Annotated in this window: 13 protein-coding genes; 6 read left to right on the forward strand and 7 right to left on the reverse strand. The window is 38.2% G+C overall.

From position 1 onward, the window contains the following. The first annotated feature begins 74 nt into the window (after positions 1-74). On the forward strand, positions 75-1613 hold the full coding sequence (locus BM207_RS09705) for a YifB family Mg chelatase-like AAA ATPase (protein WP_090993435.1): 1539 nt from the start codon (positions 75-77) through the stop codon (positions 1611-1613). A 121-nt stretch (positions 1614-1734) separates the two neighbouring features. Beyond that, on the forward strand, positions 1735-2478 hold the full coding sequence (locus BM207_RS09710; RefSeq protein ID WP_090993437.1) for a zinc ribbon domain-containing protein: 744 nt from the start codon (positions 1735-1737) through the stop codon (positions 2476-2478). Between the two features lie 60 nt (positions 2479-2538). Here BM207_RS09710 and BM207_RS09715 read toward each other — a convergent pair whose 3' ends face one another. From BM207_RS09715 to BM207_RS19115, 3 genes are read right to left on the reverse strand one after another with little or no spacing between them, the layout of a single operon-like run. After that, on the reverse strand, positions 2539-4683 hold the full coding sequence (locus BM207_RS09715; protein WP_090993439.1) for a peptidase domain-containing ABC transporter: 2145 nt from the start codon (positions 4681-4683) through the stop codon (positions 2539-2541). Next, positions 4673-5845: an HlyD family secretion protein gene (locus BM207_RS09720; RefSeq protein WP_090993441.1), complete on the reverse strand. Its 1173-nt coding sequence runs from the start codon at positions 5843-5845 to the stop codon at positions 4673-4675. The genes BM207_RS09715 and BM207_RS09720 overlap by 11 nt, the downstream gene beginning before the upstream one ends. Positions 5846-5887: 42 nt before the next feature. Further along, on the reverse strand, positions 5888-6058 hold the full coding sequence (locus BM207_RS19115; RefSeq protein WP_177217097.1) for a hypothetical protein: 171 nt from the start codon (positions 6056-6058) through the stop codon (positions 5888-5890). A 218-nt stretch (positions 6059-6276) separates the two neighbouring features. Between BM207_RS19115 and BM207_RS09730 the strand changes: the two genes are divergently transcribed. Next, the gene (locus BM207_RS09730; RefSeq protein ID WP_090993445.1) at positions 6277-6531 is read left to right on the forward strand and encodes a helix-turn-helix domain-containing protein; all 255 of its coding nucleotides are present in this window, start codon (positions 6277-6279) and stop codon (positions 6529-6531) included. Positions 6532-6536: 5 nt separating this feature from the next. Then, entirely contained in the window at positions 6537-8018 is a 1482-nt protein-coding gene (locus BM207_RS09735) for a hypothetical protein (RefSeq protein ID WP_090993447.1), read from the forward strand. A gap of 22 nt (positions 8019-8040) precedes the next feature. On the opposite strand, the gene BM207_RS09740 is transcribed toward BM207_RS09735, so the two are convergent. From BM207_RS09740 to rsfS, 4 genes are all read right to left on the reverse strand, one after another. After that, positions 8041-9114 (reverse strand): 3-oxoacyl-ACP synthase III family protein, encoded by a 1074-nt coding sequence (locus tag BM207_RS09740; RefSeq protein ID WP_090993449.1) that lies wholly within the window; start codon positions 9112-9114, stop codon positions 8041-8043. Between the two features lie 134 nt (positions 9115-9248). Then, the gene (locus BM207_RS09745; protein WP_090993451.1) at positions 9249-9893 is read right to left on the reverse strand and encodes a LutC/YkgG family protein; all 645 of its coding nucleotides are present in this window, start codon (positions 9891-9893) and stop codon (positions 9249-9251) included. 82 nt (positions 9894-9975) lie between these two features. Beyond that, positions 9976-12084, reverse strand: a complete 2109-nt coding sequence (gene ftsH / locus BM207_RS09750; RefSeq protein ID WP_090993454.1) for an ATP-dependent zinc metalloprotease FtsH — start codon at positions 12082-12084, stop codon at positions 9976-9978. Between the two features lie 28 nt (positions 12085-12112). Continuing rightward, a complete protein-coding gene (gene rsfS, locus BM207_RS09755; protein WP_090993455.1) occupies positions 12113-12487 on the reverse strand; it encodes a ribosome silencing factor in 375 nt (124 codons plus the stop codon). A 44-nt stretch (positions 12488-12531) separates the two neighbouring features. Between rsfS and BM207_RS09760 the strand changes: the two genes are divergently transcribed. Both BM207_RS09760 and BM207_RS09765 read left to right on the forward strand, forming a co-directional pair. Next, positions 12532-13308 carry a biotin--[acetyl-CoA-carboxylase] ligase gene (locus tag BM207_RS09760; RefSeq protein ID WP_090993457.1) on the forward strand — a complete coding sequence of 259 codons (777 nt, stop codon included), beginning with the start codon at positions 12532-12534 and terminating at the stop codon, positions 13306-13308. A gap of 55 nt (positions 13309-13363) precedes the next feature. After that, positions 13364-13813 carry a protein-disulfide reductase DsbD N-terminal domain-containing protein gene (locus BM207_RS09765; protein WP_090993459.1) on the forward strand — a complete coding sequence of 150 codons (450 nt, stop codon included), beginning with the start codon at positions 13364-13366 and terminating at the stop codon, positions 13811-13813. Positions 13814-13903 lie beyond the last annotated feature (90 nt).

The following is a 13903-nucleotide window of genomic DNA, read 5'->3' on the forward strand; positions in this document are numbered from 1 at the left end:
GCTGATTTGAATCGTAAAAAATCGCCTTAGAGAATACAGCAAATCCATTTTGCTTTGCATACATTTAATTACTTATGCTAGTAAAAACCTATGGAAGTGCCGTTTACGGGGTCGATGCTTTAACGATTACTATTGAAGTAAACGTAAGTAGTGGCACCAAATATTTTATGGTGGGATTGCCTGATAATGCGGTAAAAGAAAGTATGTTTCGAGTGGCGAGCGCCATTAAAAATTCTGGTTACCACATGCCACGACAGCGAATTTTGGTAAATCTTGCTCCCGCAGATATTCGAAAAGAAGGTTCCGCATACGACTTAGCGATTGCCATCGGTATACTCGCTGCCTCCCGACAAATAGACCCAGAAACGCTGGAGGATTATTTCTTGATGGGTGAACTTTCCTTAAATGGCGATTTACAACGTATAAAAGGGGCATTGCCAATCTCTCTGCAAGCTAGAAATGCCAACTTTAAAGGCTTTATCCTCCCAAAAGAGAATGCCAATGAAGCGGGAATTGTAAACAATGTGATGGTATATGGAATGGGGACTCTACTGGATGTCATCAATTTCTTTAAACATAAAGCCAAACCTCTTCCCGTTATCATAGATACGAGTGCTCGGTTTCTGAAGCAGATTAATAGCTACGAACAAGACTTCTCAGACGTAAAAGGTCAGGAAAACATTAAACGGGCATTGGAGATTGCTGCGGCAGGCGGCCACAATGTAATTCTGATTGGTCCACCAGGCGCTGGCAAAACAATGCTTGCGAAGCGGCTACCTACTATCTTACCTCCATTAAACCTGCAGGAAGCTTTAGAAAGCACTAAAATATACTCGGTCGCAGGCAAACTAACTTCCTCCAATGCTTTGATGACCGAAAGACCATTCCGCTCACCGCACCACACAATTTCGGACATAGCCTTGGTTGGTGGAGGAATGAATCCGCAGCCCGGTGAAATTTCACTTGCGCACAACGGCGTATTGTTTTTAGATGAATTACCCGAGTTTAAGAGAAGCGTATTAGAGGTTATGCGGCAACCACTGGAAGAAAGGAAGGTGACTATTTCGAGAGCTCGCGTTTCTGTTGAATATCCAAGTAGTTTTATGTTGGTAGCCTCAATGAACCCCTGTCCTTGTGGATTTTATAACCACCCGGAAAAAGAATGTATCTGTGCGCCAGGCATCGTGCAAAAATATCTCAGCAAAATATCAGGACCTTTGTTAGATCGCATAGACCTCCATGTAGAAGTGACACCTGTTAATTTTAATGCCCTTTCCTCCTCCCGAGAGGCGGAAAAAAGCAGTGAGATTAGAAAAAGGGTAATGAAAGCAAGAACTTGGCAAGAAAAGCGATTTGCAGATGATGAATATGTACACTTCAATTCGCAAATGAGCCCTAATCGAGTGCGGCAGATTTGCAAGATAGACGAATCTGGGCAAGCCCTCATCAAAAAGGCGATGGAGAAACTGGGCTTGTCGGCCCGGGCCTTTGATAGGATTTTAAAAGTAGCTCGTACTATTGCCGACCTAGCAGGAAGCATGAAGATTGAACAAGAGCATCTGGCTGAAGCGATACAATACCGAAGTTTGGATAGAGATAGCTGGGCAGGATGAAGCGATCAATTGTTCCGAAAATTTAATCTAATTTGTTGATAGATAATATTCAAGAAAAATTTCCTAACTTTGCAATCCGTTTAACGGAGCATAATACAAACCCCATAAATTATTTCATTTAATGGAACAAACAGTAGAGCAAAAGCTAAAAGCTTTATACGAATTACAGAACTTACACACCAAAATTGATAAAATACGTCAAATTCGCGGCGAATTACCAATGGAAGTCGCTGATTTAGAAGATGAAGTTGCTGGATTAGAAACACGCATACAAAAGATTAAGGCAGAATTAGACGATACTGAAGATGCAATCGTAAATCGTAAAAACATGATTAAGGATTCACAAAACTTAATTAAAAAATACGAAACTCAATTAAAAGATGTTAAAAACAATCGCGAATACGATGCTTTAACTAAAGAAGTTGAAATCCAAAATCTAGAGATACAAGTTTGTGAGAAGAAAATCAAGGAGCATGGCTTTGAAATCGCCTCAAAAACAGAAATTTACGATCAAGCTTTAGCAAATATTGAGACTAGGAAGGGTGATTTAGAACTTAAAAAAGCAGAACTTGAAACCATTACCTCAGAAACGGAAAAGGAAGAGCAGGGATTGGTAAAGAAAGCAGAGAAAGCAGCAACTCAAATTGAGGAACGTTTATTAACCGCTTATCATAGATTGCGTACTAACGCAGTAAATGGGTTAGCAGTAGTTACAATTGACAGGGATTCATGTTCAGGTTGCTTTAACCAAATTCCACCTCAGCGACAATTAGATATTCGCCAGCGCAAAAAAGTAATCGTTTGTGAGCACTGTGGCCGTATCTTAGTTGATGAAGCATTGACACAAGAACTAGCAGAAGCATAATAATTATGCACATGATATTTGAAGGGCTGGATTAAAATCCGGCCTTTCTTGTTTAACGAATTAATACTTTCCAAATTGTCGCTGCCACATGGCGGAATACGGACCTTTTGCAGACATCAGAACCTTATGACTTCCCTCTTCCATAATTCTTCCCTTATGTAGCACCACGATGTGGTTGGCGTGGCGTATAGCGCTTAATCGGTGAGTAATCATAATAATGGTTTTGTGTTGTTTAATCAGCAGGTCAATTGTTTGCAGTACATAGCGTTCTGATGCGGCATCTAGAGAAGAGGTGGCTTCGTCCAAGATCAAAATATCTGGATTTCTATACAAAGCTCTTGCAATAGCAATACGCTGTTTTTGTCCGCCAGATAAGGTTGCGCCGTTTTCCCCGAGGTGGGTTTGAAAACCATTGGGCAGACTTTCTATAAATTTAATGATATCCAACTGCGTACAGACATCTACAATCCGTTGCAGATTAGGTTCACGGTCTCCAATCGCAATATTGTCTATCATATTACCAGCAAACAGTGCTACTTTTTGAGGCACAACACCTAATCGATTTCTAAGGGATTCATTGCTAAAATACCTTATGTCATATTGACCGATAAATATATTTCCTTTTTTTAAAGGATAAGTATTTTGAATCAATGACATTAAAGTTGATTTTCCCGAACCGCTCTCGCCAACTATAGCAGTAAAGCTGCCCACTTTAATATTCAAGCTTAGGTTTTCAAATACATTAACATTACCCGTATAGCTGAAAGTTACATTTTCAAAGCGTATATCCCCTATCAGGCCTGAAGTTAGTGCGATAGTTAAAACATCACTTTCTACCGCTAAATCCATCACGTCGAACAGCCTGTCGGCGGCTATCAATGCTTCTTGAATGGCTTTATTAGCGCTAATTAATGAGGCAGCAGGACCGGTAAAATAACCAATTAAGGTATAAAATGAAAAGAGCACTCCAGGGGTGATTTCATGAGCAAGGACATAGCTGGCACCCACCCAAAGCAAGACAATGGTCAGCATTTGCGAGGTCAATTCTACAGCAGAACCCGAGTAAACCATAGCTGTCCCCGATTTATATACTGTTCGCAGCAGTTTTATGAATTGAGTTTCAATTTTAAGGTTAGCGAATTCTTCCAAGCCGAAACTCTTGATAGTACCCACGATGGTTAAGCTTTCAACCATTTGCGATTCGAGCTCTGCCGCATTTTCCATTACTCTACGCTGTATTCTTTTATTTATAGCATTACTTACAACGTAGATGAACATATAGAGGGGAACTATTACGAGAACAAACAAAGCCAGTTTCCAATAATAAGCGAACATCAGGATAACAGAAAAGAGCACAATGAATATATTTAGCATTAAGCCGATAGAGACCTCATTGATAAATGTTCTTATTTTAACTGCATCACCCACCCTAGCCATAATTTCACCAACTCTCATTGTGTCAAAAAACTGTTGTGGCAACTTTAGCAAGTGTTTATAATATCCTAAGATTAAACTCGCATCAATTTGCTGACCTATGCGCAGGATAAATAGGTTTTTTATCGTTCCGGTTAATACTTGTGTTAATAAAATTCCAATCATTAGTATACCCATCAGATTGAGTAAACTCCCGTTACCATCGACTAACACATAGTCGGTTATTTTTTGAACGAAAATTACCATACTCAACCCCAGAATGGTATAAATCAAAGAACCAAATATCACTTGAATAATGATGCTTTGATGGGGCTTTATCAATTGCCAAAAACGCCTGTAGTTGGATATTTTTTGATTTCCGGGCCTAAATTGTTGATCTGGCAACAACAGCAGTAAAGACCCTGTCCATTCATTAGTAAATTCAGCAATTGCTTGTTGGTGGATTTTACCGTCAATGGGATCCATTACGGAGACTTTATTCCTGCTAACTTTATAAATTACCACATAGTGCGCCAAGTTTCCTTCAAGAATGGTATGCGCAATGGCCGGTAAGGGTATTTTACCTAGACTGCTTTGTTGTCCTTTAACGCCCTTGGCTTCAAAACCAAGTTTTGTTGCGGCTTCGATCAAACCCATTAAATTGGTTCCATTTACACCTGTGTTGGCATACTGCCTAACTTTAGCGATTGGTAATTTTAATTTGTAGTGAGCTGCTATAGAAGCCAAGCAGGCGGCACCACAGTCCGTTAGGTCTTGTTGCTTAATTCGCATAGCACTGCAGCCAGTCGCTTACATGGTCAAATAATAACTGATAAAAACTCCGTTCGGTTATAATAAAATTAGCTTTCAAGGTCATTCCTTTCCTAATTTTACCTTTATACCTACTTTTCAATGCTAGATACTCGCTATTTAATTGACACTTTACCTTGAAATAAGCGTTATTATTTAGCACAATCACATCATCCGAGATATCAACAACCTTTCCTGTCAGCATGCCCCACTGGGTGTAGTTAAAGGCGTCTATCTGAAAACGAACAGACTGACCTTTTTTTATGAAACCGATATAGGACGGACTTACATAACAAATGGCTAATAATGAACCATCCGGACTAATCTCTCCTATTTTTTGATTTGCATACACATGCGCACCAATTTGTAATCCAATTAAATTTTGGACAGAACCCGTTATGTTCGCTTTTACAATATATTTTTTCCCTTGTTCATTAAGCTGGTCTTTTTGCGCATCTATAATTCTCAATTCATCACGATATCGAATTCCTTCAAGCAGCCATTGGCTCTTATACTTTCTATCTACCCTCTGCTGTTCCACCAGCGCTTGTTCATAATTAAACTTATACTTTTCAAGTTCAGCAAGAGAAATTACATTTTTAAGAAACAATTTTTGATGTCGTTGAAAACTAAGATCCGCGTGTTGCCTTATGTTTACTGCGTAGGCTCGCTCTTCCGCGAATAGATGCCAACTTGCACTATAAACTGCTGTTTTTAGCCTGTTCAGCTGTATTTTCGAGCGAGCGTCTATTGCTGCCGTAAGCTGCTCTACATCTAATAGTTGATCTCGTAATTGTAATTCATGCTCCGCTAGTAGTTCGCTTTGCTGCTTGCCTAAGGTGTTATCGATCATTAATAAAGTTTCCCCCTTCTTTACTTTTTGGTTATCGGATAGATTAACTTCTACTAGTCTGCCGTTAATGGGCGCAATTAATTCCGCCTTTGCACACGCACTTTGAATTATACCTTGAGACCTCACACTTATCGTTGTCGTTAAAAAAGGTAATAGGCCCAACGACGTTATCAAAAACAGGAGAAAAATAGTATAGATCACCTGGCTTTTAATTCCAATTTGTTTAAGATAAACCAGCCGAGTATTTACTGTTGCTTCTTGTTTAAATTCCTGCATAGAAAATGGCAGCATAATTCAAAGGCTATCTAGTCCGTTTAGATAGCCTTTGAACGACTATTTTACAGTGAGCCCTGCATTTCTACCCCCTTGTACACTAAACCCCCAAAGCCCGTTCATAACGATTCCAGTGGCGTAACCTATTTCAAGCCAAATACTCGAACTCGTTGAGGTACTGCCACCCACAATCTTTTCACATGCCAGACGAGTCAACGCTTCACAATCCATCTCTTTTAAATTTCTCATAGGTATAAAATTTTATATTTAACTTTCTTAATCATCTCGGCGGACTAAGCTTGAGCTAAATTAAAGTTGGAAAAAACAATAGTCAAATTTTTGTAGTTGATATAATATCAACCAAGAGTATAAATGAAAATTACTACTTTAGTAAAAATGTATGCCCAATTAATTCATCCCTGAATTATTAAAAATGTAAAAGTCATTTCATGGATAGCATTGGTGAAAACATTAGAAAAATAAGAGTTCTTTTAGGTATTAAGCAGGCCGTTATGGCTAAAATGCTTAAGTTATCCGTAAACTTCTACGGTAAAATTGAAAGAAATGAGGTTGATATTAAAACAGAAAGACTTGCACAAATAGCTCGCATATTTGATATTGATCTTATTTATATCATCAATTTTAACCTCTTTTTAGAAAACTTAAAAGGTAAACCATCAGATTTAGAAGTGAAACAAGATTGATTGCAATGAGAAGGAATAAACGAAGAAAATTACTATTACTGTTATTGTTATCTCCACTATTTACGTTCGCCAATTTCGATTTTAATGCAAATTGTTTAAAGGCCTATCAGCACATTTTTGAGCTTAAATTAAATACAGCAAGGCAGCTTATTGCGAATGAAAGAAAAATACATCCAAATAACTCAATTATACCACTTCTTGAGAACTATGTGGATTATTTCTATTTACTCGGTACTGATAATAAACAGGAGTTTGAGCGTTTACAGAAAAACAAAGAAAAAAGACTCGCACAGATAAACGACGATGACGTAAAATCACCTTATTATTTATATGCTCTTGCAGAAATAAATCTCCAGTGGGCCCTAGTTAGGGGAAGATATGGAGCCTATTATACAGCCTCTAGAGAAATTAATAAGGCGAACAATTTGTTGGAAGAAAACACTAAAAAATTTCCTGGGTTCCATTTAAATGCCAAAGGTTTAGGGCTAATCAATACATTAATGGGTACCTTACCAGATGGCTTCCTAAAATCTGCGCTTTCTGCCTTCGGAATTAAAGGCAATGTACAAACTGGCCTTGCCATGCTTGACAAATTGGCGGAGAACCTTCCTAGGTCGGCATATGAGCCTTTTTTTGAAGAGGTCGTATTTTACTATGTGTATGTATTAAATGATGTGGTACATAGCCCACTAGCTTATGCCAAAACGTTTAAATATACAGAACGTTTTACAGACAGTAGTTTATTAAAGACTTATTTACAGGCCTATACTGCTTCAAAAAATGGGAAAAACGATCAAGCTATTGCCATCTTAACTGAAAAACCAAGTGGGATTTCCTATCAACCCTTTCCCTATTTAGACTACCTTTTAGGAGTAAGCCTCTTAAATAAGTTAGACTTAAATGCTGCCAGCCACTTTGACAAATATTTACAAAGCAACAAGGGTACAAGCTATATAAAAGACACCTATTTACATTTGGCATGGATTGCGCTTTTGAAGAATGATGAAGCTGGATATGCAGACTATGTTAACAAAGTTAAAACGAGGGGATATACATTCCAAGAAAAAGACAAACAGGCACTTAATGAAGCAAATGCAGCGCTTCCTCACAAAGTATTACTAACTGCCCGCTTACTCTTTGATGGGGGCTATTTAAGCAAGGCCGATGAAACCTTGGCACCATTTGATAACGAAAGCTTCAACTCATTAAAGGATAAGGCAGAGTTCAATTATAGGCAAGGTAGAATTAATGATGATTTGGGAAAAGACGATATTGCATTAAGCCATTACCAAGATGCCATAAACTACGGCAAATCTTTAAAGCAATATTATGCGGCCAAAGCTGCAGTTTTAACGGGCAAAATATACGAGAAAAAGAAAAAAATCGATAAAGCTAAAGCCTATTTTACTATAGCCATAAATCTCAAAAACCATGAATATGAAAGCGGCATTGAAAATGAAGCTAAGCAAGGCTTAAAAAGACTGTAAACAATTATAATGCAGCACTCCTTTAAAACTTGTAAACAAAGGCATTAATATGCATCCCTGCCCCAACTGAAGCAAACACAGCGTATTCTCCTTTACTTACCTTATACCCTTTTACCTGCTCGTTGCGGACTAAATCCAATAACGTTGGTATAGTTGCAACCGAACTATTCCCAAGCCACGAGATGGTCATGGGCACTAAATTATCAGGTACAGTATCTACTTGATAAAGTTTAAAGAGGCGTTTCATGATTGCATTATCCATTTTACCATTCGCTTGGTGAATAAATACGATTTTAATCTGATCTAAGGACACCCCCGACTTGTCGATTACTTTTTTAACTACCTGTGGCACATTAATTACGGCGAATTCATACAGTTTGCGCCCATTCATCTTCAAATAGGTGTTTCCGTTGCGCTCGTCAGGATTGTTGCTCGACCCCATTACCAATAGCGAGGCGTAATCAACTGCAAAAGTCTGCGTTTTATGCGCTAAAATGCCAATTGGCTCGCGCGACTCCTTGCCTTCAAATATCACTGCTCCAGCACCATCAGAAAAAATCATGCTGTCACGGTCATGCGGATCAATAATGCGGGAAAGCGTCTCTGACCCTATTACCATTACCCTTTTGGCATCTCCACTTCGTATTAGATAATCGGCCTGTATAGCGCCCTGAACCCATCCCGGGCAGCCAAAAATAATATCGTAAGCTACGCAATCTGGGTTATTGATATTTAAGGCCTGCTTAATTTTGGCTGCTAAAGCAGGTAGCATATCCATTCGGTTTGACCCTGTTTTTACATCCCCGAAATTATGGCAAAAGATAATATGATCTAATGTTTCCTTGTCAATCCCCGCATTGTCAATAGCTTTTTGTGCCGCTATTGCCCCGATGTCACTATTTACAAGATCTTCGTCCGCATATCGACGTTCGATAATTTCCGTAATCTCGCTAAACTTATGAATAATCTCTTTATTTTCTTTGTCCAGCTTAACGCCGTTATCAAAAAAAGAAGCTTCCATGAAATGGTCGCCCGATATTATATTTCTTGGAATATAGCTTCCAGTGCCAGTTATTACCGAATAAATGTTGTTCATGTTCACAAATCTGTACCGTATACTAAAATAGTATTCAGTATAAAATTATTATATTTTATCGAAATTAAAAATTATCAACGATAAAAATAACTTTTTCATCAAAAACCTCTAGTTGTACAGACGAATTCTCAGCGCTAACTAAAATCATCAATCAAAAACACAAAAAGCTCTTTCGGGCCATGTGCGCCCAATACCAGCGTTTTTTCTATGTCTGCGGTACGACTAGGTCCCGTAATATTACTGATCATAGAAGGAATTTGCGTGCCGTATTTATTTTTAAGAATCGAAAAAGCATCCTTTAAATCCAGCACCAATTGTCCTGTCCGGGCAATAATAATATGATGATTCGGAAAAATACTTAATCTACGTCCTGCGGCATGCTGATTACTTACCATTACCGAGCCGTTTCTTGCAATGAGTGCTTCGCAAAGGGTGATGCCTACCTCTGCCTGTTCAAAATCTTTGTCTGTTTGGTAAAAGGGAAACTCGTAGTGCGATAAAAGTGCCTGTAACTCTGGTTCCCAACAATAGATCTTTCTCCAGCTAAATTTATCAGCTAACTCTAACATATTTTCTATAAAATCAACCCCGTTTTCGCAAAAGATAAAATTACCTGATACTGCCGTTAATTGTTCGGCAAATAGAATTTCCAGCTCTTCCTCGTTTTGTTTATAAAGTGCGCTTTCTTCCAAATTAGGATATGGGTTATCCCGCTTTTCCAGCAAGGCCTTCCTTATCTTTTTTAGCATTAGTTCTTTCGAAGAAATATTCTCTTTCATCCTATCCTATATCGTTTGCCAAAAATAACTTTCGTAAATCATATAAACAAAGCAGCCTGCTAGTAGGCAGGCTTGCTTTATTTTATTTTGCTTCTTCCTCTGCGTGCGTGGCAGGTGCACTCGGATCAGTTGTTGGACCAACACCGTCGTGAATTAATCCTTGAGCGGCAGGAGTTTGATCGCCCGTTCCATTTACAAACTCGTCATACGTAGTCCGGTTATCGAATGGGCGTTTACCTAAAATCTCTTCTAAATCTGCTTGAAAAAGAATTTCCTTTTCAATTAATTTCTGTGCCAACTTCTCTAAGCCGTCTCTCTTATCTGTTAATAATTGTTTAGTCCTATCGTATACTTCGCTAATTAATATCCTAACTTCATGATCAATCATCTCAGCTGTTTTTTCTGAATACGGCTTGTTGAAATTATATTCGTTTTGAGGATCATGGAAAGATACGTTTCCAATAGTAGAGTTCATACCATAAATGGTGACCATAGCATACGAAAGTTTCGTAATACGCTCCAAATCGTTTTGAGCACCAGTCGATATTTTTCCAAATACGATATCCTCTGCCACACGACCACCCATGGTCATACACATTCCGTCGGTAAGTTGTTCGGTGGTATATAAGAATTGTTCTTTAGGTAGATATTGTGCATAACCTAATGCGGCAACTCCACGAGGAACGATTGATACCTTCACCAATGGATCCGCATGCTCTAGAAACCAGCCTGCAATAGCATGACCTGCTTCATGATATGCAACAATCTTTTTCTCTTCTTGTGAAATGATTTTATTTTTCTTCTCTAAACCACCAATTACACGGTCAATTGCGTCTTGAAAATCTTGCATATCTACACTTGCCTTATTGCGACGAGCAGCTATTAATGCGGCCTCATTACACACATTGGCAATTTCAGCGCCTGCAAAACCAGGAGTTTGTGCAGATAGTTTTTTAGCATCAACCTCTTCAGCGGTTTTAATTGGTTTCAAGTGAACTTTGAAAATCTGCTCGCGACCGTTCAAGTCGGGTTTATCGATGGAAATTTGTCTATCGAAACGCCCTGGACGCATTAATGCCGAATCCAATACATCTGGACGATTAGTGGCTGCCAAAATGATAATTCCAGAATCCGTTCCAAAACCATCCATTTCTACCAACAATTGATTTAACGTGTTTTCACGCTCATCATTACCACCCATCATGCTATTCTTTCCACGAGCACGACCAATCGCATCAACCTCATCAATAAAAATAATACAAGGTGCCTTGTCTTTAGCTTGCTTAAACAAATCGCGAACGCGTGATGCGCCAACTCCCACAAACATCTCCACGAAATCAGACCCCGATAAAGAGAAGAATGGCACTTGTGCCTCTCCAGCAACTGCTTTAGCTAATAAGGTTTTACCAGTACCCGGAGAACCTACCAATAAGGCTCCTTTCGGAATTTTACCTCCTAAATTCGTGTATTTTTTAGGGTTTTTAAGGAAATCAACAATTTCCATTACCTCTTGTTTGGCTTCCTCTAAACCTGCAACATCGTTAAATGTTATATTAACCTGACTTTCTTTGTCGAACAAAGTGGCTTTCGATTTTCCAATACTAAAGATCTGGCCACCGCCGCCGCCACCGCCACCACCCATCCGACGCATCATAAAGATCCAAAGTCCCGCAAACAATAACAGTGGCAATACAATCTGCAAGAAGCCACTTAGCCAGGGACTCGATTTCGTTTCCACTTGTACACGAACCTGATTCGCCGCAGCAATTTTAGCAGCGTCTTGAATATCTTTAATATCTTTTTTAAATGAATCTATGGTAGAAACGTTAAATGTCACCAAAGGTCCTTTGTCTGCTGCCCCAAAAGAGTTTTTAGAAATATATTTTTTGTATTTCGGATCCCCTAGTTTTTCCTTTTTAATATAGACTTCAGCAATCGCAATATCTTCAGATTTATAGGCGACAATTTTTTCAATATCTCCCGAAAGAAGCATTTCTCTCTCAAACGTAGATTGCTCAATTTGCTTTGCAGTACCATTACTAAACATAAACTGCAACACCAATAAGCCTACAATGATAGCGGCATACACCCAAAATATATTGAATTTTGAGCCTTTTTGTGGCTTTTTCGGAATGTTAGGCAGTCGCTTATTCTGCTTTGGCTGTGGATCTGTATTTTTATTCTCTTTCATGTTGGTTCAATTCTGTGTGTTTTAAAAATTAGGCACTTTTATAGGTGGTGGTTTCTGCATCGCCCCATAAATCTTCAATACCGTAAAAATCACGCTTTTCTGTTCTAAAAATGTGAACTACGATATCAAAATAGTCAAGTATAATCCATTCGGCATTATCCAGACCTTCTTTGCGCCACGGGTTAGTTTGGGTAAGTTTATATATTTCTTCTTCCACACTGTCGGCAATGGCCTTGACTTGCGTGGTAGAATCGGCATTACAAACGATAAAATAATCAGATACAGAGCTATTTAAGTTTCTTAAATCCAAACGAACTATATCATTTCCTTTTTTTTCTTGAATGCCATGTACGGCTATTTCTGAGAGGTATGTAGAAAGGTTTGCTGTTTTCTTTTTTACCATTAAAATTTTTTAATTTTGGTGATCAACAAATATAAAATCAACACTTGCAAAATAACACTTTTTCAACATTATTTGTTGGTCAAAATCTTATCAAATTATCAGCGGTCGATTCTACCAATAACTTTTTAAAAAACTTAGTGTCAAATTCCGAGCCATTGCCAGAGGGAACTGTAATTATGGCAGACGATCAGTTCGCTGGCCGCGGACAACAAAACAATGTCTGGAAAGCAGAACCGGGAAAGAACCTTACTTTTAGCATTTTACTAAAGCCAACATTTCTGGCGGTCGACAAACAATTTTTTTTAAATTTGTCTGTTAGTATAGCCATAAATAATGTTTTAACACGTATTTTAGGGAAAAACACAAGCATTAAATGGCCGAACGACCTCTATTTCGGGGATCAAAAATTAGGGGGGGTATTGATAGAAAACACCTTAGTGGGCAACACCATAAAAAACTCCATTGTCGGAATAGGTATTAATGTAAATCAGCAACATTTCGAAGAAGAACTGACAGTAACGGCGACTTCGGTATTTCAAATTTTACAAAAAGATGTTAATTTACTGAACCTATTGGCAGACATTTGTAGTGAAGTGGAAAGCTTATATTTGCAATTGCGAACAGGTAAGCATACTAATTTAAAAGAGAACTACGTTGATAAGCTATATCATTTGAACAAACCAGCCCTCTATCAAAAAGATGGCGAAGTTTTTGAAGGAATTATCAAAGGGGTGTCGGATGCCGGATTATTACAAGTAGAGCAGCACGGTGAACGACTAGAATTCAATTTTAAAGAGCTAACCTTTTTAAACCATTTGTAAAAAACAATATCCTAATAAGAAGTTAACTTAATAAAACATTAATAACACATACAATATGAAACGAATAACACTAGTACTAACGCTATTATTCTTTACTACACTTGGTGCCTTTGCACAAATAGAGGATCCAATTACCTGGGCAACCGTCGCTAAAAAAACAAGCGCTACAGAAGCTACGGTTTATATTAAAGCAACAATTGACGATGGTTGGCACTTGTACTCGCAAACAGTTAAACCTGGCGGACCAAGTAAAACCGTTATTACTTTTGCTCCATCTAAAGATTTTACTTTAGTAGGAGGAACAATAGAACCGAAACCAATTAACAAGTTTGAGAAAGTATTTAATATGAATGTTCCATATTTTGAAGATCAAGTTGTTTTTCAACAAAAAATTAAACTAAAAAAAGGAGCTACCTCCGTAAAGGCAAAAGTTGACTTTATGGTGTGTAATGATAAACAATGCTTACCACCGAGTGAGATCGAGTTTACCATCCCAGTAAAATAGTATAGTATATAACCTTTTAACAAGGGATGTCCAGCAAAACTGGTCATCCTTTTTTTATGCTCGTTCCTATAACGGATTGTAAAGTGTTCA

The organism is Pedobacter insulae, assembly GCF_900113525.1.
Lineage (GTDB): Bacteria > Bacteroidota > Bacteroidia > Sphingobacteriales > Sphingobacteriaceae > Pedobacter > Pedobacter insulae.

Bases quoted from the DNA above. Each gene is read 5' to 3' on its own strand.
- BM207_RS09745 (WP_090993451.1), bottom strand. From the start codon at position 9,893: ATGAAAGAGAATATTTCTTCGAAAGAACTAATGCTAAAAAAGATAAGG.
- BM207_RS19115 (WP_177217097.1), bottom strand. From the start codon at position 6,058: ATGGATTGTGAAGCGTTGACTCGTCTGGCATGTGAAAAGATTGTGGGT.
- rsfS (WP_090993455.1), bottom strand. From the start codon at position 12,487: ATGGTAAAAAAGAAAACAGCAAACCTTTCTACATACCTCTCAGAAATA.
- ftsH (WP_090993454.1), bottom strand. From the start codon at position 12,084: ATGAAAGAGAATAAAAATACAGATCCACAGCCAAAGCAGAATAAGCGA.
- BM207_RS09720 (WP_090993441.1), bottom strand. From the start codon at position 5,845: ATGCTGCCATTTTCTATGCAGGAATTTAAACAAGAAGCAACAGTAAAT.
- BM207_RS09735 (WP_090993447.1), top strand. From the start codon at position 6,537: ATGAGAAGGAATAAACGAAGAAAATTACTATTACTGTTATTGTTATCT.
- BM207_RS09765 (WP_090993459.1), top strand. From the start codon at position 13,364: ATGAAACGAATAACACTAGTACTAACGCTATTATTCTTTACTACACTT.
- BM207_RS09710 (WP_090993437.1), top strand. From the start codon at position 1,735: ATGGAACAAACAGTAGAGCAAAAGCTAAAAGCTTTATACGAATTACAG.
- BM207_RS09705 (WP_090993435.1), top strand. From the start codon at position 75: ATGCTAGTAAAAACCTATGGAAGTGCCGTTTACGGGGTCGATGCTTTA.
- BM207_RS09715 (WP_090993439.1), bottom strand. From the start codon at position 4,683: ATGCGAATTAAGCAACAAGACCTAACGGACTGTGGTGCCGCCTGCTTG.
- BM207_RS09740 (WP_090993449.1), bottom strand. From the start codon at position 9,114: ATGAACAACATTTATTCGGTAATAACTGGCACTGGAAGCTATATTCCA.
- BM207_RS09730 (WP_090993445.1), top strand. From the start codon at position 6,277: ATGGATAGCATTGGTGAAAACATTAGAAAAATAAGAGTTCTTTTAGGT.